19 protein-coding genes are annotated in these 19148 nt (G+C 70.8%); 8 read left to right on the top strand and 11 right to left on the bottom strand.

Annotated elements, in window-relative coordinates:
* Positions 1–68: 68 nt before the first annotated feature.
* The gene (locus ACFY30_RS17845; RefSeq protein ID WP_390846101.1) at positions 69–890 is read right to left on the bottom strand and encodes a hypothetical protein; all 822 of its coding nucleotides are present in this window, start codon (positions 888–890) and stop codon (positions 69–71) included.
* A gap of 260 nt (positions 891–1150) precedes the next feature.
* Here ACFY30_RS17845 and ACFY30_RS17840 point away from each other — a divergent pair, with 260 nt between their 5' ends.
* The 5 genes from ACFY30_RS17840 (at position 1151) to cseC (ending at position 5875) form a co-directional block, all read left to right on the top strand.
* The gene (locus ACFY30_RS17840; protein ID WP_390846100.1) at positions 1151–2077 is read left to right on the top strand and encodes an A/G-specific adenine glycosylase; all 927 of its coding nucleotides are present in this window, start codon (positions 1151–1153) and stop codon (positions 2075–2077) included.
* 302 nt (positions 2078–2379) lie between these two features.
* Positions 2380–2922, top strand: coding sequence for a SigE family RNA polymerase sigma factor (locus ACFY30_RS17835; RefSeq protein ID WP_390659458.1), 543 nt, complete (start codon positions 2380–2382; stop codon positions 2920–2922).
* A gap of 17 nt (positions 2923–2939) precedes the next feature.
* Positions 2940–3614 (top strand): hypothetical protein, encoded by a 675-nt coding sequence (locus tag ACFY30_RS17830; protein WP_390846099.1) that lies wholly within the window; start codon positions 2940–2942, stop codon positions 3612–3614.
* A 207-nt stretch (positions 3615–3821) separates the two neighbouring features.
* The gene (cseB, locus tag ACFY30_RS17825; RefSeq protein WP_390846098.1) at positions 3822–4520 is read left to right on the top strand and encodes a two-component system response regulator CseB; all 699 of its coding nucleotides are present in this window, start codon (positions 3822–3824) and stop codon (positions 4518–4520) included.
* Positions 4521–4540: 20 nt separating this feature from the next.
* Positions 4541–5875: a two-component system sensor histidine kinase CseC gene (gene cseC / locus ACFY30_RS17820; RefSeq protein WP_390846097.1), complete on the top strand. Its 1335-nt coding sequence runs from the start codon at positions 4541–4543 to the stop codon at positions 5873–5875.
* Between the two features lie 898 nt (positions 5876–6773).
* Here cseC and ACFY30_RS17815 read toward each other — a convergent pair.
* Entirely contained in the window at positions 6774–8357 is a 1584-nt protein-coding gene (locus tag ACFY30_RS17815) for an MDR family MFS transporter (protein ID WP_390846096.1), read from the bottom strand.
* Positions 8358–8526: 169 nt separating this feature from the next.
* Between ACFY30_RS17815 and ACFY30_RS17810 the strand changes: the two genes are divergently transcribed.
* Complete coding sequence (locus ACFY30_RS17810; RefSeq protein ID WP_390846095.1) at positions 8527–9114, top strand: TetR/AcrR family transcriptional regulator; 588 nt, start codon at positions 8527–8529, stop codon at positions 9112–9114.
* A 13-nt stretch (positions 9115–9127) separates the two neighbouring features.
* On the opposite strand, the gene ACFY30_RS17805 is transcribed toward ACFY30_RS17810, so the two are convergent.
* Positions 9128–9709: a M23 family metallopeptidase gene (locus ACFY30_RS17805; RefSeq protein WP_390659452.1), complete on the bottom strand. Its 582-nt coding sequence runs from the start codon at positions 9707–9709 to the stop codon at positions 9128–9130.
* Positions 9710–10242: 533 nt separating this feature from the next.
* Here ACFY30_RS17805 and ACFY30_RS17800 point away from each other — a divergent pair.
* The gene (locus tag ACFY30_RS17800) at positions 10243–10878 is read left to right on the top strand and encodes an HAD family acid phosphatase (protein ID WP_390846094.1); all 636 of its coding nucleotides are present in this window, start codon (positions 10243–10245) and stop codon (positions 10876–10878) included.
* Between the two features lie 91 nt (positions 10879–10969).
* On the opposite strand, the gene ACFY30_RS17795 is transcribed toward ACFY30_RS17800, so the two are convergent.
* Positions 10970–13495 (bottom strand): ATP-dependent Clp protease ATP-binding subunit, encoded by a 2526-nt coding sequence (locus ACFY30_RS17795; protein WP_390659450.1) that lies wholly within the window; start codon positions 13493–13495, stop codon positions 10970–10972.
* A gap of 430 nt (positions 13496–13925) precedes the next feature.
* On the opposite strand from ACFY30_RS17795, the gene ACFY30_RS17790 reads away from it, so the two are divergent.
* Positions 13926–14588 carry an SCO3374 family protein gene (locus ACFY30_RS17790; RefSeq protein WP_390846093.1) on the top strand — a complete coding sequence of 221 codons (663 nt, stop codon included), beginning with the start codon at positions 13926–13928 and terminating at the stop codon, positions 14586–14588.
* On the opposite strand, the gene ACFY30_RS17785 is transcribed toward ACFY30_RS17790, so the two are convergent.
* From ACFY30_RS17785 to nadC, 7 genes are all read right to left on the bottom strand, one after another.
* Entirely contained in the window at positions 14567–14902 is a 336-nt protein-coding gene (locus ACFY30_RS17785; protein ID WP_390659448.1) for an Lsr2 family protein, read from the bottom strand. The genes ACFY30_RS17790 and ACFY30_RS17785 overlap by 22 nt on opposite strands.
* 225 nt (positions 14903–15127) lie before the next feature.
* Entirely contained in the window at positions 15128–15676 is a 549-nt protein-coding gene (locus tag ACFY30_RS17780) for an amino-acid N-acetyltransferase (protein ID WP_390659447.1), read from the bottom strand.
* Positions 15677–15685: 9 nt separating this feature from the next.
* Positions 15686–16108: a BlaI/MecI/CopY family transcriptional regulator gene (locus tag ACFY30_RS17775; RefSeq protein ID WP_390846133.1), complete on the bottom strand. Its 423-nt coding sequence runs from the start codon at positions 16106–16108 to the stop codon at positions 15686–15688.
* A gap of 141 nt (positions 16109–16249) precedes the next feature.
* Positions 16250–16429 carry a hypothetical protein gene (locus tag ACFY30_RS17770; RefSeq protein ID WP_390846092.1) on the bottom strand — a complete coding sequence of 60 codons (180 nt, stop codon included), beginning with the start codon at positions 16427–16429 and terminating at the stop codon, positions 16250–16252.
* A 77-nt stretch (positions 16430–16506) separates the two neighbouring features.
* Positions 16507–17202 carry a hypothetical protein gene (locus ACFY30_RS17765; RefSeq protein ID WP_390846132.1) on the bottom strand — a complete coding sequence of 232 codons (696 nt, stop codon included), beginning with the start codon at positions 17200–17202 and terminating at the stop codon, positions 16507–16509.
* Positions 17203–17346: 144 nt separating this feature from the next.
* Positions 17347–18144: a type III pantothenate kinase gene (locus ACFY30_RS17760; RefSeq protein ID WP_390846091.1), complete on the bottom strand. Its 798-nt coding sequence runs from the start codon at positions 18142–18144 to the stop codon at positions 17347–17349.
* Between the two features lie 16 nt (positions 18145–18160).
* Positions 18161–19147 (bottom strand): carboxylating nicotinate-nucleotide diphosphorylase, encoded by a 987-nt coding sequence (gene nadC, locus ACFY30_RS17755; protein ID WP_390846090.1) that lies wholly within the window; start codon positions 19145–19147, stop codon positions 18161–18163.
* Between the last annotated feature and the right edge of the window lies 1 nt (position 19148).

Here is a 19148-nt window from a genome sequence, read left to right as displayed (position 1 = left end):
CTGGCCGATCCCGGAGCGGTACGTCCGGCGGTGACGCCCGGCGGCCGGCGCCGGACCGTCGGCCGGTCTCAGTCGGCCGCCAGCACGAACGACGTTTGCGCCTTCGCGAACCCCGGAGCCTTCGCCTCCACGAGGTACGTCCCCGCGGTGGCCGATCCTGCCGGAGGGGTCGCGCACTGAGGGGCGCTCGGCTTGCGGTCCCACTTCACGGTGTACGTGAAGCTGCCCCCGGCCGGCACCCGGTACAGGAGGCTGCCGGACACCTTGGGGCAGTCGGCCGACGACCAGTAGTCGTCGTCACCCTCGGCCTGAGTGATCGTCAGCACCGCGTTCTTCGGCGCGAGATCGACCTTGCAGTCGCTGCCGGAGGAGTTCTTCGCCGTGAGCTGGAAGGTGGGGGTCTCGTCGGGCGAGTAGGTGTTGCGGATGCTGCGCAAGCTCAACTTGACCACGCTGGCGGTGCAGTTGGGCAGAGTGGTGCCGGCCGGGAGGGTCGTGCTCGACCCGCTGCCGTTGGCGCCGTCGTCGATGCCGCCGCCACTCCCGCCGGAGCCGGAGCCGCCGGAGCCCGAGCCACCGTCCCCCGAACCCGTGTCCGAGCCGGAGCCCGAACCGGAGCCCGGACCGCTGGTGGCGCCCTCGCTCGACTCGTCACGTCCGCCCGGGGCTTGACTGATCGCGGGCCCCGAGCCGGACGGACCCGGCGTGATCGAGGACGCGGGATTCTTGCCGCTGGACCCCTTGGCTCCGTTGTCGCCGCCACCTCCGCCCGAGGTGACGATCCACGTGATGAGCAGCGCCAACAGGGCGATCACGGACAGCAGTACGACCCTCCGGCGCCAGTAGATGGAGGAGGGAAGCGGCCCGATCGGATTGCGCAGAGATCCCACGGCGCAAACTGTACGAGAGATCGCCGCGTTCGCTGGTCCCACCCGCCGCCCGCGGTACAACTTTTCCGGATCATCATCCCGGACTCCGGGTTCCCGCCCCTGATTTCACTCCCCGCGCACGCCCCGGCCGTTCGCGAGGTGCCCCCCGCGCCTCCGGCCGCGGGTGGGGGCGCGCGCGGGGACGACACTCCGGGGCCGCACCCCGGACGAGTGGCGGTACGCACGCGTGCCCCATCGCGCATGGCAGGATCGGAAGAGCCATGACTGCGCCCACGAAGACCCCGCACAGCAGCCCCGCCGCCGACGCCGTCCCCGGTGCGGACCTGCACTCCCCCGTCATCGACTGGTTCGAGGAGAACGCCCGCGACCTGCCCTGGCGGCGCCCCGAGGCCGGCGCGTGGGGCGTGATGGTCAGCGAGTTCATGCTCCAGCAGACGCCGGTCAGCCGCGTCCTGCCGGTCTACGAGCAGTGGCTCGCCCGCTGGCCGCGCCCCGCCGACCTGGCCGCTGAGGCGCCCGGCGAGGCCGTGCGCGCCTGGGGGCGGCTCGGCTACCCGCGCCGCGCCCTGCGGCTGCACGGAGCAGCGGTCGCCATAACGGAACGGCACGGCGGCGACGTACCGTCGGACCACGCGCAGCTGCTCGCGCTGCCCGGCATCGGCGAGTACACGGCCGCCGCCGTCGCCTCCTTCGCGTACGGGCAGCGGCACGCCGTGCTGGACACCAACGTGCGCCGGGTCTTCGCGCGGGCCGTCACCGGCGTGCAGTACCCGCCGAACGCCACCACGGCCGCCGAGCGCAGGCTGGCGCGCGCCCTGCTGCCCGAGGACGAGGGGACCGCCGCCCGCTGGGCCGCCGCGTCCATGGAGCTCGGCGCGCTCGTGTGCACGGCGAAGAACGAGACGTGTGTGCGCTGCCCCATCGCCGCGCAGTGCGCCTGGCGGCTCGCGGGCAAGCCGGAGCACGACGGACCGCCGCGCCGCGGCCAGACGTACGCCGGGACGGACCGGCAGGTGCGGGGCAAGCTGCTCGCCGTGCTGCGGGAGGCGCACGCGCCCGTGCCGCAGACGGCGCTGGACCGGGTGTGGCACGAGCCGGTGCAGCGCACGCGTGCCCTCGACGGCCTCGTCGCGGACGGTCTGGTGGAGCCGCTGCCGGACGGGCTGTACCGGCTGCCGCTGACCTGACGCACGGTCACTTCACAGACAACGCGCTCCATCACAGCCCGCGCCCAGGCTTTGTCACGGCCCCCGGCCGGACAGATCCGCCCATAAACCCATTCTTCGGCCCGCCCCTTTACCCAGAACTCATTTCCGTTACACAACCGACGGACAGCCGAGCGCTGGCCGCAGGCTGCTTCGGACAGCCCCGTGACAACACCTCCGTAGCTTCTGTTGCGTGCCCGGCGAGGGCACGACGGCGACAGACCAGAGGCACGGAACCGGCGGACGACCGCGAGCCGGAAACGGGGAAAACGGAGGGGTTGACCATGGCGCAGGGCGAGGTGCTCGAGTTCGAGGAGTACGTCCGCACCCGGCAGGACGCGCTGCTGCGCAGCGCCCGCCGGCTGGTCCCGGACCCGGTCGACGCGCAGGACCTGCTGCAGACGGCCCTGGCCCGGACGTACGGCCGTTGGGAGGGCATCGCGGACAAGCGGCTCGCGGACGCCTATCTGCGCCGGGTCATGATCAACACGCGGACCGAGTGGTGGCGGGCCCGCAAGCTGGAGGAGGTCCCCACCGAGCAGCTGCCCGACGCCTGTGTGGACGACTCCACCGAACAGCACGCGGACCGCGCCCTGCTGATGGACGCCATGAAGGTGCTCGCTCCGAAGCAGCGCAGTGTCGTGGTGCTGCGACACTGGGAGCAGATGTCCACGGAGGAGACGGCCGCCGCCCTCGGTATGTCGGCGGGAACGGTCAAGAGCACGCTGCACCGGGCGCTCGCCCGGCTCCGCGAGGAGCTGGAAGCCCGCGATCTGGACGCACGCGCGCTGGAGCGTGAGGAGCGGGAGCGTTGCGCGGCGGCCTGACCGACCCGGGTGGGCCCTTGGGCACCACCCACGGGCCGACACCGGCCCTGTCAGGGCCCACAGCGGCCCGAGGCACCTTCCAGGCGGCGATCACGGCGGTGACCGTGCTCGCCGCCCTCGGCCTTTTCGTGTCCGCGTGCGGCACCGGCGGCACCGGCGCCCGTGACGAGGGTCCCGCGCACGCCGACGCGGTGGCCGGCGCGACGACCGCGCCCTCGGCCGCGCCCACCGACACCCCCTCCCGGGTCGACGCGGTCCGGCTCGTCAAGGACGACCCCGAGGTCTCGGCGGAGGTCAAAGGCGAGCTGGAGCCCTGCGTCGGCGACGAGTACCCCATCGACGTCTCCTACGGCGACCTGACCGGCGGCCCCGCCACGGACGTCGTCGTGAACGTGCTCACCTGCGGCGACGCGGTCGGCGTCGGCTCGTACGTGTACCGGAAGAAGGACGGCCGGTACGAGAACGTGTTCAAGGCCGAGGAGCCCCCGGTCTACGCGGAAATAGACCGGGGCGACCTGGTGGTGACCAAGCAGGTGTACGCGAAGGGCGACCCCGTCTCCGACCCCTCCGGCGAGAACGTGATCACCTACCGCTGGACCACGGCGGACCGCTTCGTCAAGCAGTTCAGCATCCACAACGAGTACAGCAGCACCGGGGGCGGGGACGCGACGCCGCTGCCGAAGAGCGGCTGACCGGCGGCGGACGGGCGGCTGACCGACCGGAAGCCTGCGGCCGGCCGGGCCGGCCGGAGAAAATCTCCGGGAGCGTGAACCGATCGGGCCGCTCGTTCCGATCAATGAGTGGGCGCACCGGGAGTGAACGCGGCGGACGTCCCGCGCGTCCCCTCTAGAAGCACCCAGACATACGCACCACCGAACACGAGGACTGAGAGCACCGGGATGGCAGACCAGACCCACGTCCTGTTCGTCGAGGACGACGACGTCATCCGCGAGGCCACCCAGCTCGCCCTGGAGCGGGACGGCTTCGTGGTCACGGCGATGCCCGACGGCCTGTCCGGCCTGGACGCCTTCCGGGCGGACCGCCCCGACATCGCGCTGCTGGACGTCATGGTGCCCGGTCTCGACGGGGTGAGCCTGTGCCGGCGCATCCGGGACGAGTCCACCGTTCCCGTGATCATGCTGTCGGCGCGAGCCGACTCCATCGACGTCGTCCTGGGCCTGGAGGCCGGCGCCGACGACTATGTGACCAAACCGTTCGACGGGGCCGTGCTGGTCGCCAGGATCCGCGCCGTGCTGCGCCGCTTCGGGCACGCCGGCGGCGGGGAGCGGGGCGAGGACGCCGCCCCCGCGGGCGGTGTGCTCACCTTCGGCGACCTGGAGGTGGACACCGAGGGGATGGAGGTCCGCAGGGCCGGACAGCCGGTGGCCCTGACGCCCACCGAGATGCGGCTGCTGCTGGAGTTCTCCTCCGCTCCGGGCACGGTCCTGTCGCGGGACAAGCTGCTGGAGCGTGTGTGGGACTACGGCTGGGGCGGTGACACCCGGGTCGTGGACGTCCATGTGCAGCGGCTGCGCACGAAGATCGGCCAGGACCGCATCGAGACGGTCCGTGGCTTCGGCTACAAGTTGAAGGCCTGAGCGGGCGGGGGGTGAGGGGGATGATCCGGCACCTGGTTCCGGCCCGCGCGGAGGGCGCGGGCATCCGCACGGGGCTGCGGTGGAAGCTGAGCGCGGCGATCGCGCTGGTCGGCGCGCTGGTGGCGATCGCGCTCAGCCTGGTCGTGCACAACGCCGCCCGGGTGTCCATGCTGGACAACGCGCGTGACCTCGCGGACGAGCGCGTGCAGATCGCCCAGCGCAACTTCGAGATGACCGGGCGGCCGAACTTCCCCCAGGTCAAGATCGACGACTCCCGGCTGCCGGCGGAGGTGCGCGAGAAGGTCGCCGAGGGGCGCCGGGTGACGTTCGTGTCCGACCGCGCGGGGGGCGCGCCGGACATCTGGGCGGCCGTGCCGCTCAAGGACGGGCGGGTGATGTCCCTGCACACCGGGTTCACCGACCGGAGCACGGACATCCTCAACGACCTCGACCAGGCCCTGGTGATCGGGTCGATCGCGGTCGTCCTCGGCGGCAGCGCGCTCGGGGTGCTCATCGGCGGACAGCTCTCACGCCGGCTGCGCAAGGCGGCGGCCGCGGCCAACCAGGTCGCCAAGGGCGAGTCGGACGTGCGGGTCCGGGACGCGATGGGCGGGATCGTCCGGGACGAGACCGACGACCTGGCGAGCGCGGTGGACGCCATGGCGGACGCGCTGCAGCAGCGGCTGGAGGCCGAGCGCCGGGTCACCGCCGACATCGCGCACGAGCTGCGCACCCCGGTCACCGGGCTGCTGACCGCGGCCGAGCTCCTCCCGCCCGGCCGGCCCACCGAACTCGTCCTGGACCGCGCGAAGGCCATGCGCACGCTCGTGGAGGACGTCCTGGAGGTGGCCCGTCTGGACAGTGCCTCGGAGCGAGCGGAGCTGCAGGACATCGTGCTGGGTGAGTTCGTCGTGCGGCGGGTGGCGGCCAAGGACCCGGACGTCGAGGTGCGGGTGGTGCACGAGTCGATGGTCACGACCGACCCCCGGCGTCTGGAGCGGGTCCTGTTCAACCTCCTGGCCAACGCCGCGCGGCACGGCAAGCCGCCGATCGAGGTCACCGTGGAGGGCCGGGTCATCCGGGTGCGCGACCACGGCCCCGGGTTCCCCGAGGACCTGCTGGCCGAGGGCCCGAGCCGGTTCCGCACCGGCAGCGCGGACCGGGCGGGGCACGGCCACGGGCTCGGTCTGACCATCGCGGCGGGCCAGGCCCGCGTACTGGGCGCCCGGCTGACCTTCCGCAACGTACGGCCCGCGGGGGCGCCCGGACACATACCGGCCGAGGGCGCGGTGGCCGTTCTGTGGCTGCCGGAGCACGCGCCGACGAACACGGGAAGCTACCCGATGATGCCGTAGGCCTTCGCCCCACGCCGGTCCCTGTCATCCCGGGCCCCCGCGACGGCCGTGGCCCGCCCAGAACCGGTCGCGGCACGGGATTCGCCCACGCCGCCCACGCCGCCCATGCCGCCGGAAGACGGAACGGCCGGCCCGGGGCGCTGCCACCACGGTCGGTCCGGGGCGGGGCCACGGCCGCGGCTCCGCCCGGGACGAACCTCCGGGAGCGGACCGTAAGCGGCCCTCGACGGCGGGTCGCTGCCGGGGCCGTAAGCGGCCCTCGACGGCGGGCCGCTGCCGGGGCTCGGCGCCCGACGCGCCCCCACGCACGGCGAAAGCCCCGGTGCCGACACCCACCGGAAGCCCCCGGCAACCGCCGCTGCCACGGCAGGGGCGCCCGGCACCGGGTTGCCCAGGATCGAACGTCCAGAGGGCGGACACGGACCGCCGGGGCCTGCCACGGCAGGCCGCCGCCGAGGTCGGACGCCCGGTGCGAGTCACACGACTCCGCCCGGGACAAACGCGCGGGAACGGACCGTGAGCGGCCCTGAGGGCGGGCCGCTGCCGGGACTCGGCGCCCGACGCGCCCCCACGCACGGCGAAAGCCCCGGTGCCGACACCCACCGGAAGCCCCCGGCAACCGCCGCTGCCACGGCAGGGGCGCCCGACACCGGGTTGCCCAGGACGAACGTCCAGAGGGCGGACACGGACCGTCAGGGCCTGCCACGGCAGGCCGCCGCCGAGGTCGGACGCCCGGTGCGAGTCACACGACTCCGCCCGAGACGAACGCCCGGGAGCGGACCGCCGCGTCGACGGCGGGGTGCTGCCGGGGCTGGGCGCCCCGCCGTGTTCCCGGGCGTGGCGAAGGCCCCCGGGGCGGACACCTGCCGGGGGCCTTCGGTGACTGGCTGGGGTGGGGTCAGACGGCCTCGACGACCGGCGGGGTGACACCCGCGGCGTCCGTCGGCTCCTCGCCCGCCTTCTGGGGGCCCGCGCCCTTCAGCGGGACCTCCTTGACGAACACCGCCGCGATCAGCGCGGTGACCGCGACCACCGCGCCCAGCAGGAACGCCGAGTGGGTGCCCGCCGACACCGCGTGCTGGTAGGCCTCGCGGGCGGCCACGGGCAGCTTCGCCAGGCTGGCGGCGTCCAGCTGCGCGGACTGCTCGGTGATCTTCGAGCCCAGCGCGCCGGCCCGCTCGGCCATGACGTCCTGGACGCGGTGGTTGAACAGCGCGCCCATGATCGCGACACCGAAGGACGAGCCGAGCGTACGGAACAGGGTGGTGGAGGAGGAGGCGACGCCCATGTCCTTCATCTCCACGCTGTTCTGCGCGACCAGCATGGTGATCTGCATCAGGCAGCCCATGCCGAGGCCGACCACGGCCATGAACACGCCGGAGGTGAGGCGCGACGTTCCGGTGTCCATCGTGGAGAGCAGGTACAGGCCGATGACCATCAGGACGCTGCCGACGATCGGGAAGACCTTGTACTTGCCGGAGTTGGTGGTGATGCGGCCCGCGACCATCGAGGTCACCAGCATCGCGCCGAGCATCGGCAGGAGCAGCAGCCCCGAGTTGGTCGCGGAGGCACCCTGCACCGACTGCTGGTAGAGCGGCAGGAAGAGGGTCGCGCCGAACATCACGAAGCCGGTGACGAAGCCGATGAGGGACATCAGGGTGAAGTTGCGGCTGCGGAAGATGTGCAGCGGCACGATCGGCTCGGCGGCCCGGGTCTGCCAGAACACGAACCCGATGAGCGCGGCGACGCCGATCCCGATCAGCTCCATGATCCGCGCGGACGTCCAGGCGTACTCCGTGCCGCCCCAGGTGGTGACGAGGACGATGGCGGTGATGCCCACGGTCAGCAGCACGACACCGAGGTAGTCGATGCCCGCCTTGGCCCGCTTCTTCGGCAGGTGCAGTACGGCGCTGATCAGGGCGAGCGACACCGCGCCGAGCGGCAGGTTGATGTAGAAGGACCAGCGCCAGCCCCAGTTGTCGGTGATGGTGCCGCCGACGAGCGGGCCGCCGATCATCGCGAGCGCCATGACGCCGGCCATCATGCCCTGGTACTTGCCGCGCTCCCGGGGCGGGATCAGGTCGCCGATGATCGCCATGACGCCGACCATCAGACCGCCGGCGCCGAGGCCCTGCACGGCGCGGAAGGCGATGAGCTCGCCCATGTTCTGGGCCATGCCGCTGAGCGCGGAGCCGATCAGGAAGATCACGATCGAGGTCATGAAGGCGCCCTTGCGCCCGTACATGTCCCCGAGCTTGCCCCAGATCGGCGTGGCGGCCGCGGTCGCGAGGGTGTAGGCGGTCACGACCCAGGACAGGTGCTCCAGGCCTCCGAGGTCGCCGACGATCGTCGGCATCGCGGTACCCACGATCATGTTGTCGAGCATCGCGAGCATCATCGTGATCATCAGCGCGAGCAGGACGACCCGCACGCTCTTCGGTTGTTTCTCGGGCTTCGTCTCTACCGTCTTCGTGTCCGCCATCGTTCCCACTCCCCTGGGTACCACTGCGGGCCGCCCACTTACTTGCCGCCCGGCTAGTTCACTACACTGGGGAAAGTAGCCCCGTCACTAGCCGGTCGTCAAGTAAGTTTATGGTGTCGAACTAGCCGGGCGGCAAGTAACTTTCCAGGAGAGCTCGAGGAGTACGAGGATGGACGTCACCATGGACGGCACCAAGCAGCAGCGCCGCGGCAACACCCGCCAGCGCATCCAGGACGTCGCGCTCGAACTCTTCGCCGAGCAGGGCTACGAGAAGACCTCCCTCCGCGAGATCGCGGAGCGTCTGGAGGTCACCAAGGCGGCCCTGTACTACCACTTCAAGACGAAGGAAGACATCGTCGTCAGCATCTTCACGGATCTGACGAAGCCGATCGAAGAGCTGATCGAGTGGGGCAGGCACCAGCCGCACACCCTGGACACCAAGCGGGAGATCGTACGGCGCTACAGCGAGGCCCTCGCCGGCGCGACCCCGCTCTTCCGCTTCATGCAGGAGAACCAGGCGACGGTGCGGGAACTGCAGATCGGCGACTCCTTCAAGGACCGTATGCGCGCACTGCGGGACATCATCATCGACCCGGACGCCCCCCTCACCGACCAGGTCCGCTGCGTGAGCGCCATCTTCACGCTGCACGCCGGCATGTTCTTCCTGCAGGACCTCGACGGCGACCCCGAGGACAAGCGTGCAGCAGTCCTCGAGGTCGCCGTCGATCTCGTCACCCAGGCGCATCAGGGCGCCTGATCACCCGTCGTCGTCAGACGGTCAGGCCCTTGGCGCGCAGAAAGGCCACCGGGTCGATCGCGGAGCCGTAGTTCGCGGTCGTGCGGATCTCGAAGTGCAGGTGCGGGCCGCTGGAGTTGCCGGTGTTGCCGGACAGGGCGATGCGCTGCCCGGTCTTGACTATCTGGCCGACCTTCACGTCGACACGGGACAGGTGGGCGTACTGGGAGTACGTGCCGTTGCCGTGCTTGATGACGATGGCGTTGCCGTAGGCCGGGCCGTCACCGGCGCCGTTGCCGCCGGCCTTCACGACCGTGCCGCCGTGGGCGGCCACGACCTTGGTGCCGCTCGGCACGGCGAAGTCCTGGCCGCTGTGGGTGGACTGCCACATGGCGCCGGCCTGGTGGAAGCTGGCGGACTTGGCGTAGTGCGCCACCGGCTTGACCCAGCCGGTGGCCGAGGCGGCCTTGGCGGCGGCGGGCGCGGCGGCGGGTGCGGCGGCGGACGCCACTCCGGTTCCCAGCACGACCGAGGCGCCCACGGCGGCGGCCCCGACGGCCAGGCGGGTGCGGAGCAGGGACGTACGGGAAGAGCGGAACGTGACGCGCTTGAACATCGAAGACCTCGTGGTTCGGGGACAGAGAGACCACCCGGGGCAGGAACGCCTGCCGGGTGGGCCATCCCTTGGTAACCCCGAGGGCGATAGACCCCCAAACGTGTGACGTACGACGGAAGCTAGTACTTCACCCCGAAACAGACCACTTCTTGACAGAGCGCCCTTCATGCCCCATTTGGCGGCGTTCCATGCCGGAGGCCTCCCGCCATCCGGCAGTCGCGCAACCTATGTCCCATTTGCCTGATTTTGCGCTGCCACTATCCGCCCTAGTACCGGACAGATGACCTGTGCACCATGTCACCGACCGCCCCCCTCAGGGGACTTCGGGATGTGACGGGGGCTACTCGCCCTCCCCGCAGGCCACTTGTGACCCCGGTCACGACACGTGCACGGGTCTGTGAGCGGAGTCTCACCACCCTCTACCGTCCAGTAACCCGCAGGTTTCCCCCGGTAACCCGCTGGTTCCCCGCAGGCCATCCCCACAGATCAGCATGCCCACGACACAGGCAGGCCAGGACGCGAGAGGACCCCACATGACCAGAGGCACCTGGAAGCGCCGCACAGCCCTGACGGTGGCGGCCACGGCCGCCGTCACCGCGATGGCCGTTCCGGCCGGCGCCCAGGCGGCTACGGCCACCAGCACCTCCGCCGTCGCCTCCGCGACCGCCGCGGAGGACGTCGACTACGACACCTGGCAGACGGACTGCCAGGCCGTGATGGACACGGCCCTGCCGTACCTGAAGCAGCGCATCGCCGCCGCGAAGCCGGGCGAGAAGCAGGCGATCGTGCTCGACATCGACAACACCACGCTGGAGACCGACTTCGGCTTCAGCTACCCGCAGCCGGCCAACGAGCCCGTCCTCGAGGTCGCCGAGTACGCCCAGGAGCACGGCGTCTCGCTGTTCTTCGTCACGGCGCGCCCGGGCATCATCTACGGGTTCACCGACTACAACCTCAAGCACGTCGGATACCGCGTCTCCGGGCTCTACGTCCGCGGTCTGCTCGACCTCTTCAAGGACGTGGCCGCCTACAAGACCGCCCAGCGCGTCGACATCGAGAACAAGGGCTACACGATCATCGCGAACATCGGCAACAGCGCCACCGACCTGTCGGGCGGGCACGCCGAGAAGACGTACAAGCTGCCGGACTACGACGGGCAGCTGTCGTAGTCCTGCGGCGCGTCCCGCGAGCCGGGCATGCGAGGAGGGCCGGTGCTGGAAAGCACCGGCCCTCTTCACGTCGGCTCCAGGGCCGGGAGGCTTACGCCTCCTTGCTCAGGTTCGGTCCGGCGCCGCCGGCCGCCTGCTCGATCGGCGGGACGTCGGGCAGCGCCGACTTCTCCTCGCCGCGGAAGGTGAAGGTCTTGGTCTCGCCCTCGCCCTCGGTGTCCACGACCACGATGTGACCGGGGCGCAGCTCGCCGAAGAGGATCTTCTCCGACAGCGAGTCCTCGATCTCGCGCTGGATCGTGCGACGCAGCGGACGCGCGCCCAGCACCGGGTCGTAGCCCTTCTGGGACAGCAGCTCCTTGGCGGACTGGGAGAGCTCGATGCCCATGTCCCGGTCCTTCAGGCGCTCGTCCACCTTGCCGATCATCAGGTCGACGATCCGCAGGATGTCCTCCTGCGTCAGCTGCGGGAAGACGACCACGTCGTCGACGCGGTTGAGGAACTCGGGACGGAAGTGCTGCTTGAGCTCGTCCGACACCTTGTTCTTCATGCGCTCGTAGTTGGACTTCGTGTCACCCGAGGCCGCGAAGCCCAGGTTGAAGCCCTTGGAGATGTCCCGGGTGCCGAGGTTGGTCGTCATGATGATGACCGTGTTCTTGAAGTCCACGACCCGGCCCTGGGAGTCGGTCAGGCGACCGTCCTCCAGGATCTGCAGCAGCGAGTTGAAGATGTCCGGGTGGGCCTTCTCGACCTCGTCGAACAGGACGACGGAGAACGGCTTGCGGCGGACCTTCTCGGTCAGCTGGCCGCCCTCTTCGTAGCCCACGTATCCGGGCGGGGAACCGAAGAGACGCGAGACCGTGTGCTTCTCGCTGAACTCCGACATGTCGAGGGAGATCAGCGCGTCCTCGTCACCGAAGAGGAACTCGGCGAGCGCCTTGGACAGCTCGGTCTTACCGACACCGGACGGGCCGGCGAAGATGAACGAGCCACCCGGACGCTTCGGGTCCTTCAGACCGGCGCGCGTACGTCGGATCGCCTTCGACAGCGCCTTGACGGCGTCGTTCTGGCCGATGACCCGCTTGTGCAGCTCCTCCTCCATGCGGAGCAGGCGGCTGGACTCCTCCTCGGTCAGCTTGAAGACCGGGATGCCGGTGGCCGTGGCGAGGACCTCGGCGATCAGCTCGCCGTCGACCTCGGCGACGACGTCCATGTCGCCGGCCTTCCACTCCTTCTCCCGCTTGGCCTTGGCGGCCAGGAGCTGCTTCTCCTTGTCGCGCAGGGAGGCGGCCTTCTCGAAGTCCTGCGAGTCGATCGCGGACTCCTTGTCGCGGCGGACGCCGGCGATCTTCTCGTCGAACTCGCGCAGGTCCGGCGGAGCGGTCATCCGGCGGATGCGCATCCGGGAACCGGCCTCGTCGATCAGGTCGATCGCCTTGTCCGGCAGGAAGCGGTCCGAGATGTACCGGTCGGCCAGGGTGGCGGCCTGGACCAGCGCCTCGTCGGTGATGGAGACACGGTGGTGCGCCTCGTACCGGTCGCGCAGACCCTTGAGGATCTCGATCGTGTGCGGCAGGGACGGCTCCGCGACCTGGATGGGCTGGAAGCGGCGCTCCAGGGCCGCGTCCTTCTCCAGGTGCTTGCGGTACTCGTCCAGCGTGGTCGCACCGATGGTCTGCAGCTCACCGCGGGCCAGCATCGGCTTCAGGATCGAAGCGGCGTCGATGGCGCCCTCGGCGGCACCCGCACCGACCAGCGTGTGGAGCTCGTCGATGAACAGGATGATGTCACCGCGGGTGCGGATCTCCTTGAGCACCTTCTTCAGGCGCTCCTCGAAGTCACCGCGGTAGCGGGAGCCGGCGACCAGCGCGCCGAGGTCCAGGGTGTAGAGGTGCTTGTCCTTGAGGGTCTCGGGCACCTCGCCCTTGACGATGGCCTGGGCGAGGCCCTCGACGACGGCGGTCTTGCCGACGCCGGGCTCACCGATCAGGACCGGGTTGTTCTTGGTACGGCGGGACAGCACCTGCATGACCCGCTCGATCTCCTTCTCGCGCCCGATGACCGGGTCGAGCTTGGACTCACGAGCGGCCTGGGTGAGGTTCCGGCCGAACTGGTCGAGGACCAGGGACGTCGAGGGGGTGCCCTCGGCAGGCCCGCCGGCGGTGGCGGTCTCCTTGCCCTGGTAACCGGAGAGCAGCTGGATGACCTGCTGCCGCACCCGGTTGAGATCTGCGCCCAGCTTGACCAGGACCTGGGCGGCGACGCCCTCGCCCTCACGGATCAGGCCGAGCAGGATGTGCTCCGTGCCGATGTAGTTGTGGCCCAGCTGAAGGGCCTCGCGGAGCGACAGCTCCAGGACCTTCTTGGCACGGGGGGTGAAGGGGATGTGGCCCGAGGGAGCCTGCTGGCCCTGGCCGATGATCTCCTCCACCTGCTGGCGGACCGCCTCGAGCGAAATCCCGAGGCTCTCAAGGGCCTTGGCGGCGACACCCTCACCCTCGTGGATCAGGCCCAGGAGGATGTGCTCGGTGCCGATGTAGTTGTGGTTGAGCATCCGGGCTTCTTCCTGAGCCAGGACGACAACCCGCCGCGCGCGGTCGGTGAACCTCTCGAACATCGTTAATCGCTCCTCAGAGCGGTCAGGCAGTGGGGGGAACTTCCCCTCCCTGTCCTTCCGCAGCTTAGTCCCGCAAGCGGGGACCGCTCATTCCAACTGCCGACACCGTCGATGGCCTCCTGACCCCGAACGCCGACATCTGCTCCAACCCGATGGTGCGAGACGATGTTCCCGCAGGCCAGGTGGTTACCCTCACCATCAGTACGCCGATGGCGAACGTGAGACGCCCTTTCCTGCGTGTCGCCCCCTCCCACTAGGGATGTCTTACCCGCCGGCACGGACAGTCCATGCCGTGCACGCCTTTTCCCTCCGCTACGGGCGAACAACCTTGCGCCTCCCTGGCTCTCCGCGCGCCCCCCTTTTCGCCACTGCGCGCGGCCGGACGACCACCCAGCGTAACTCGCGGCCCTGGGGAACGGTTCTACTCGGCATGGCTGGCTCAGTGCCTCTCCCCCGGCGGCCGCTCGACGCCGCCGACCCGGACGACCGGGTCCGCGGCTGGTACGAGAACGAACTGGGGTGGCCCACGGTGCCCGGGAGACCGGTACGACTTTTGGTCGGCGAGCGCTTCGACGTCCTGGACGTGCCCGCGGAGGCGGGACGCGCGGCGCTCGGGCGGCTGGCGCCGCACTCCCCCGTGGCCGTACGGGGCGGGCGCATGCGGCTGCTGGTGGCCGCGGGCAGCGCGGAGGAGCTGCCGGGAATCCTTCAGTGGCTGGAGTGGGGCACGCTGCCCCTGGATCTCGCGGCGATCGGGCCGGGCGGCCTCATGGAGGCGCCCCTGCCCCCGCGTCCGCGGACGCCCCCGGGTCCGCGGGCGGCCCTCCACCCGGGCCCGCGAGCCCCCCTGCCGCCGGGGTCAGAGGCCGCGCCGGTCCCGGAGGACCACTGCTCCGGACCGTTGCAGGGGGCCGCCGTGTGGGTGCGGCCCCCCGTCGCGGGGTGCGAGGGTGAGGCCTCGCTGCCGGCGATGCCGGCGTTGGGGGGCGTGGGAGACGCCCCCGACCTGGTGCGGCTGGTGGACACGCTGGCGACGCACTGTCACCGTGTCCGGCTGCGGCGCTCCCGCGCTCAGCCGTTGGCCTTCTCGTAAGCCTCGCGAATGCTCGCCGGAACACGGCCACGGTCGTTGACCTCGAAACCGTTCTCCTTCGCCCATGCGCGGATCTGAGCGGTGTCCTGGCTGCTGCCGGCAGCGGCACGCGCCTTTCCGCGCCCGCCCGAAGCACGGCCTCCGGTACGACGGCCACCCTTCACATAGGGCTCGAGAAGCCCGCGCAGCTTGTCCGCATTGGCAGTCGTGAGATCGATCTCGTAGGTCTTGCCGTCCAGCGCGAACGTCACGGTCTCGTCCGCCTCGCCGCCGTCGAGGTCGTCGACAAGAAGGACCTGAACCTTCTGTGCCACCGGATTTCCTTTCATCGATAACGTGAGGGACGGGGGTCCGCGGCGTCCGCCGTTTAGCCGCGCCCTGTTATATGCAGTACTGCAGTACGTCGGAAAGCAAACCGCTTTTGCTGGGAAAACACAAACCCCTGGCGGAGACCGACGACCCGCCCCTCGCCCGGAAACGTGCGCGTTTCGGACATAGGGCACCGGGCAAGGCCGGTCCGCGGGAATGGGCGCCCACGATCACAGATGCAGAAGCATCCGGCTGTTGCCCAAGGTGTTCGGTTTCACTCGTTCGAGTCCGAGGAACTCCGCTACGCCCTCGTCATAGGAACGCATCAGCTCGGCGTAGACATCGGTGTCAACCGGCGTCTCACCGATCTCCACGAAGCCGTGCTTGCCGAAGAAGTCCACTTCGAAGGTCAGGCAGAAAACCCGGCGAACGCCGAGCCAGCGCGCGGTGTGCAGCAACTTCTCCAACAACCGGTGGCCCACGCCGGCGCCCTTCAGGCCGGGCTTCACCGCGAGAGTGCGCACTTCAGCCAGGTCTTCCCACATGACGTGGAGCGCGCCGCAGCCGACGACCTCGGCGTTGTCGTCGCGTTCGGCGACCCAGAACTCCTGGATGTCCTCGTAAAGGGTCACCGTCGCTTTGTCGAGCAGGATGCCGCCCCTGACGTAGGCGTCAAGCAGCCGGCGTACGGCGGGGACATCGCTGGTCCGGGCCCGGCGGACGGTGATGGCTTTAGCGGTGACTTCGGGGTTCTCGGCGGAGGGGCTCTCTGCGGACATGTGCGGACGCTATCGCCCGCGGCCTCCCGCCGCCGAGCCGGGGTTCTCCCCGCCACTGCCCGCAGTCGCGGCTTCGGATGTTTCCGGACCCTGGACGATGCGTACGGCGTCGCTCAGCGCCTGTCGCTGTTCGTCGCTCATCATCCCGAAGAAGGCGACGAGTGCGGCGGCGGGGTTGTCGCTCTGCGACCAGGCCTCGTTCATGAGGGCGGCGGCGTAGGCGGCGCGGGTCGAGACCGCCTCATATCGATAGGCACGGCCTTCGGCCTCGCGGCGTACCCAGCCCTTCTGATGGAGATTGTCCAAAACGGTCATCACCGTGGTGTAGGCGATGGACCGTTCCTGCTGAAGGTCTTCCAGGACTTCCCGAACGGTCACCGGGCGGTTCCACTTCCACACCCGCGTCATGACCGCGTCTTCGAGTTCTCCCAATGGGCGAGGCACTCTCAGCACAATAGTGGGAGATCCCGCCAATGGCGTGCCGGACGGGCACTTTCGATGTCAAACAGACACAAAAGGGGCGTACGGCTCCGAGGGGAGCCGTACGCCCGGGGGGTGCCGCGGGACGCGGGGTCAGGCGTCGGGGCCGGCGGAGGGCCGGCGGGCGCCCTCCGCGCGCGCGAGGGCGGCGTCGACGGCCGCGTCCTCCTTGGCCTTGTTGGCGCCCCCCTGGGTCTTCACTATCACCCTGATCAGACCGATGAAGAACGCGGCCATGACGACGGGGGGCACCAGCGCGGAGACATAGTCCATGGATCCAGGGTAGCCAGGGAGGAACGGGACGAAGGGGCGGGGTCGACCGGGGCCGCCGCGCCGCGGGAGCGGACGCCTCAGCCGGCCGCCAGCGTGCGCGGCTGCCGCTCCTCCGGCTCCGCCGGCCGCGGAGCGGGCTTGCGGCGCGGGAAGACCTCGCCCGGGGTGGGGATGGGGCGGCGCCCGGGCTCGGGGGCGGAGGGCTTCACGGGGACGGGACCGGGGCCGGGAGCGGGCGCGGCGGGCTTCTCGGCGGGTTTCTCGCGCGGTTCCTCGCGCGGATCCTCGGCGACGGCCGTGAGGGGGTCGCCGGCCTCGCTGGAACGGCCCCCGGGAAGCGCCAGGAGGCGCGTACGGGACGCCGGGACGGCCGGGGCGGCCACGGGGGCCTCGCGGTGCGCACGGCGGGCGAGACGGGCCCGTACGTCCGCTTCGGCGAGCGCCTGGCAGCGGTCCAGGAGGGCGGCGGCCGTCGGGTTGCCCCGCAGGGCGCGCAGGGCGGCGAGGTCGTCGGGGCCGGGCAGGTGCCCCTCCGCCAGGACCTCCTCCAGGAGCCTGAGGTAGCCGACCGCGGTGCCGGGGAGGGCGGCGCGGTAGCGGGCGAGGTCGGCCACCAGGAAGGCCCGCAGACGGGCGGCCTCGCGCATCGCCTCGTCGAGGGACTCGGCTAGGCGATGGCAGTCCTGGACGTCCTCGGCGCAGGCGGGACCGGGGTGGAGGGCGAGGGCGAGAGCGCGACGGAGCACACGCAGCTCCGCCGCGCCGAACGCCATGCCGCCGCGGGATCCGTATGGCGTGGGCATGCGGCGACGATACGCGCTAATCGGACAAATTCGACATAGGGGGCAGGTGTGGCGCGCCTGAAATCCGCCCCCCGGCTCCTTCCGCGGTCAGCTGCTGATCGGCGGATCAGCGGATCACATGCGGGAGACGTTGCGCTCGTAGACCAGGCGCAGGCCGATCAGGGTCAGCCAGGGCTCGTGCTCGTCGATCACCGAGGACTCGCCGAGGACCATGGGGGCCAGGCCGCCCGTCGCGATCACCGTGACGTCGTCGGGATCCTCGGCCAGCTCGCGGGCCATGCGGGTGACCACACCGTCGACCTGGCCGGCGAAGCCGTAGACGATGCCGGACTGCATGGCCTCGACCGTGTTCTTGCCGATCACGCTGCGCGGGCGGGCCACCTCGATCTTGCGGAGCTGGGCCGCCTTGACGCCCAGGGCCTCCACCGAGATCTCGATGCCGGGCGCGATCACGCCGCCGACGTACTCGCCCCGCGCGCTCACCGCGTCGAACGTCGTCGCCGTGCCGAAGTCCACGACGATCGCCGGGCCGCCGTAGAGCTCGTTCGCGGCGACCGCGTTGATGATGCGGTCGGCGCCGACCTCCTTGGGGTTGTCGAAGAGAATCGGCACACCGGTCTTCACGCCCGGTTCGACGAGGACGGCGGGCACGTCGCCGTAGTAGCGGCGGGTCACCTCGCGCAGTTCGTGCAGCACCGAGGGGACCGTCGCGCAGATCGCGATGCCGTCGATGCCGTCGCCCAGCTCCACGCCGAGCAGCGGGTGCATGCCCATCAGGCCCTGCAGCAGCACCGCGAGCTCGTCGGCCGTACGGCGGGCGTCGGTCGAGATCCGCCAGTGCTCGACGATGTCCTCACCGTCGAACAGGCCGAGCACGGTGTGCGTGTTCCCCACGTCGATCGTCAGCAGCATGGCCGGCACCCGCTCCCTACTCCGCGTCCCGCAGATCCAGGCCGATGTCCAGGATCGGCGAGGAGTGGGTCAGGGCTCCCACGGCCAGGAAGTCGACGCCGGTGTCGGCGTACGCCTTGGCGTTCTCGAGCGTGAGCCGGCCCGAGGCCTCCAGCAGGGCGCGCCCGCCGACGATGCCCACCGCCTCCGCGCACTCGCCCGGCGTGAAGTTGTCGAGCAGGATCAGGTCGGCGCCCGCGTCCACGACCTCGCGCAGCTGGTGCAGGGTGTCGACCTCGACCTCGATCGGCACGTCCGGGAAGGCCTCGCGCACGGCGTTGAAGGCCTGGGCCACACCGCCCGCCGCGACCACGTGGTTGTCCTTGACCAGCGCCGCGTCCGACAGGGACATGCGGTGGTTGACGCCGCCTCCGCACCGGACCGCGAACTTCTCCAGGGAGCGCAGGCCCGGGGTGGTCTTGCGGGTGTCCCGCACGCGTGCCTTCGTGCCGTCCAGGGCGTCGGCCCACGCGCGCGTGGCGGTCGCGATCCCGGAGAGGCGGCACAGCAGGTTGAGCGCGCTGCGCTCGGCGGTCAGCAGGTCACGCGTGCGCGTGGTCACCGACAGCAGCTTCTGCCCGGCCTCCACCCGGTCCCCGTCCTCCACGTGCCGCTCGACCTCGAACTCGTCGGTGCAGACGACCGAGACGACCGCCTCGGCGATCCTGAGGCCCGCGACGACGCCCGCCTCGCGCGCGGTGAAGTCGGCGGTGGCCACCGCCTCCTCGGGGATGGTCGCGACCGTCGTCACGTCCACGCCGTTGTCCAGGTCCTCCTGGATGGCGACGTTGGCGATGTCCTCGACCTCGACGGGGTCGAGCCCGGCGTCGGCCAGGAGCTGGGCGAGCGCGGGGTCGAGACCGCACTCCAGGTAGTCCTCGCCGGTGAGGTCGCCGTCGGCGCCACAGGCACAGCCGTCGCCGCAGCCGCCACTGGAGGCGAGGGGAAGGTCGGGGGTGCTCACG

It is taken from the genome of Streptomyces sp. NPDC000345, assembly GCF_042898825.1.
GTDB lineage: Bacteria > Actinomycetota > Actinomycetes > Streptomycetales > Streptomycetaceae > Streptomyces.
Note: the sequence above shows the minus strand (reverse complement) of the source record. Positions and strands in the feature narration are given on the sequence as shown.

What these genes read in the sequence shown, in the direction of transcription:
- ACFY30_RS17840 (WP_390846100.1), top strand. Translation starts at nt 1,151, where the DNA reads ATGACTGCGCCCACGAAGACCCCGCACAGCAGCCCCGCCGCCGACGCC.
- ACFY30_RS17835 (WP_390659458.1), top strand. Translation starts at nt 2,380, where the DNA reads ATGGCGCAGGGCGAGGTGCTCGAGTTCGAGGAGTACGTCCGCACCCGG.
- cseB (WP_390846098.1), top strand. Translation starts at nt 3,822, where the DNA reads ATGGCAGACCAGACCCACGTCCTGTTCGTCGAGGACGACGACGTCATC.
- cseC (WP_390846097.1), top strand. Translation starts at nt 4,541, where the DNA reads ATGATCCGGCACCTGGTTCCGGCCCGCGCGGAGGGCGCGGGCATCCGC.
- ACFY30_RS17815 (WP_390846096.1), bottom strand. Translation starts at nt 8,357, where the DNA reads ATGGCGGACACGAAGACGGTAGAGACGAAGCCCGAGAAACAACCGAAG.
- ACFY30_RS17810 (WP_390846095.1), top strand. Translation starts at nt 8,527, where the DNA reads ATGGACGTCACCATGGACGGCACCAAGCAGCAGCGCCGCGGCAACACC.
- ACFY30_RS17805 (WP_390659452.1), bottom strand. Translation starts at nt 9,709, where the DNA reads ATGTTCAAGCGCGTCACGTTCCGCTCTTCCCGTACGTCCCTGCTCCGC.
- ACFY30_RS17800 (WP_390846094.1), top strand. Translation starts at nt 10,243, where the DNA reads ATGACCAGAGGCACCTGGAAGCGCCGCACAGCCCTGACGGTGGCGGCC.
- ACFY30_RS17795 (WP_390659450.1), bottom strand. Translation starts at nt 13,495, where the DNA reads ATGTTCGAGAGGTTCACCGACCGCGCGCGGCGGGTTGTCGTCCTGGCT.
- ACFY30_RS17790 (WP_390846093.1), top strand. Translation starts at nt 13,926, where the DNA reads ATGGCTGGCTCAGTGCCTCTCCCCCGGCGGCCGCTCGACGCCGCCGAC.
- ACFY30_RS17780 (WP_390659447.1), bottom strand. Translation starts at nt 15,676, where the DNA reads ATGTCCGCAGAGAGCCCCTCCGCCGAGAACCCCGAAGTCACCGCTAAA.
- ACFY30_RS17770 (WP_390846092.1), bottom strand. Translation starts at nt 16,429, where the DNA reads ATGGACTATGTCTCCGCGCTGGTGCCCCCCGTCGTCATGGCCGCGTTC.
- ACFY30_RS17765 (WP_390846132.1), bottom strand. Translation starts at nt 17,202, where the DNA reads ATGGCGTTCGGCGCGGCGGAGCTGCGTGTGCTCCGTCGCGCTCTCGCC.
- ACFY30_RS17760 (WP_390846091.1), bottom strand. Translation starts at nt 18,144, where the DNA reads ATGCTGCTGACGATCGACGTGGGGAACACGCACACCGTGCTCGGCCTG.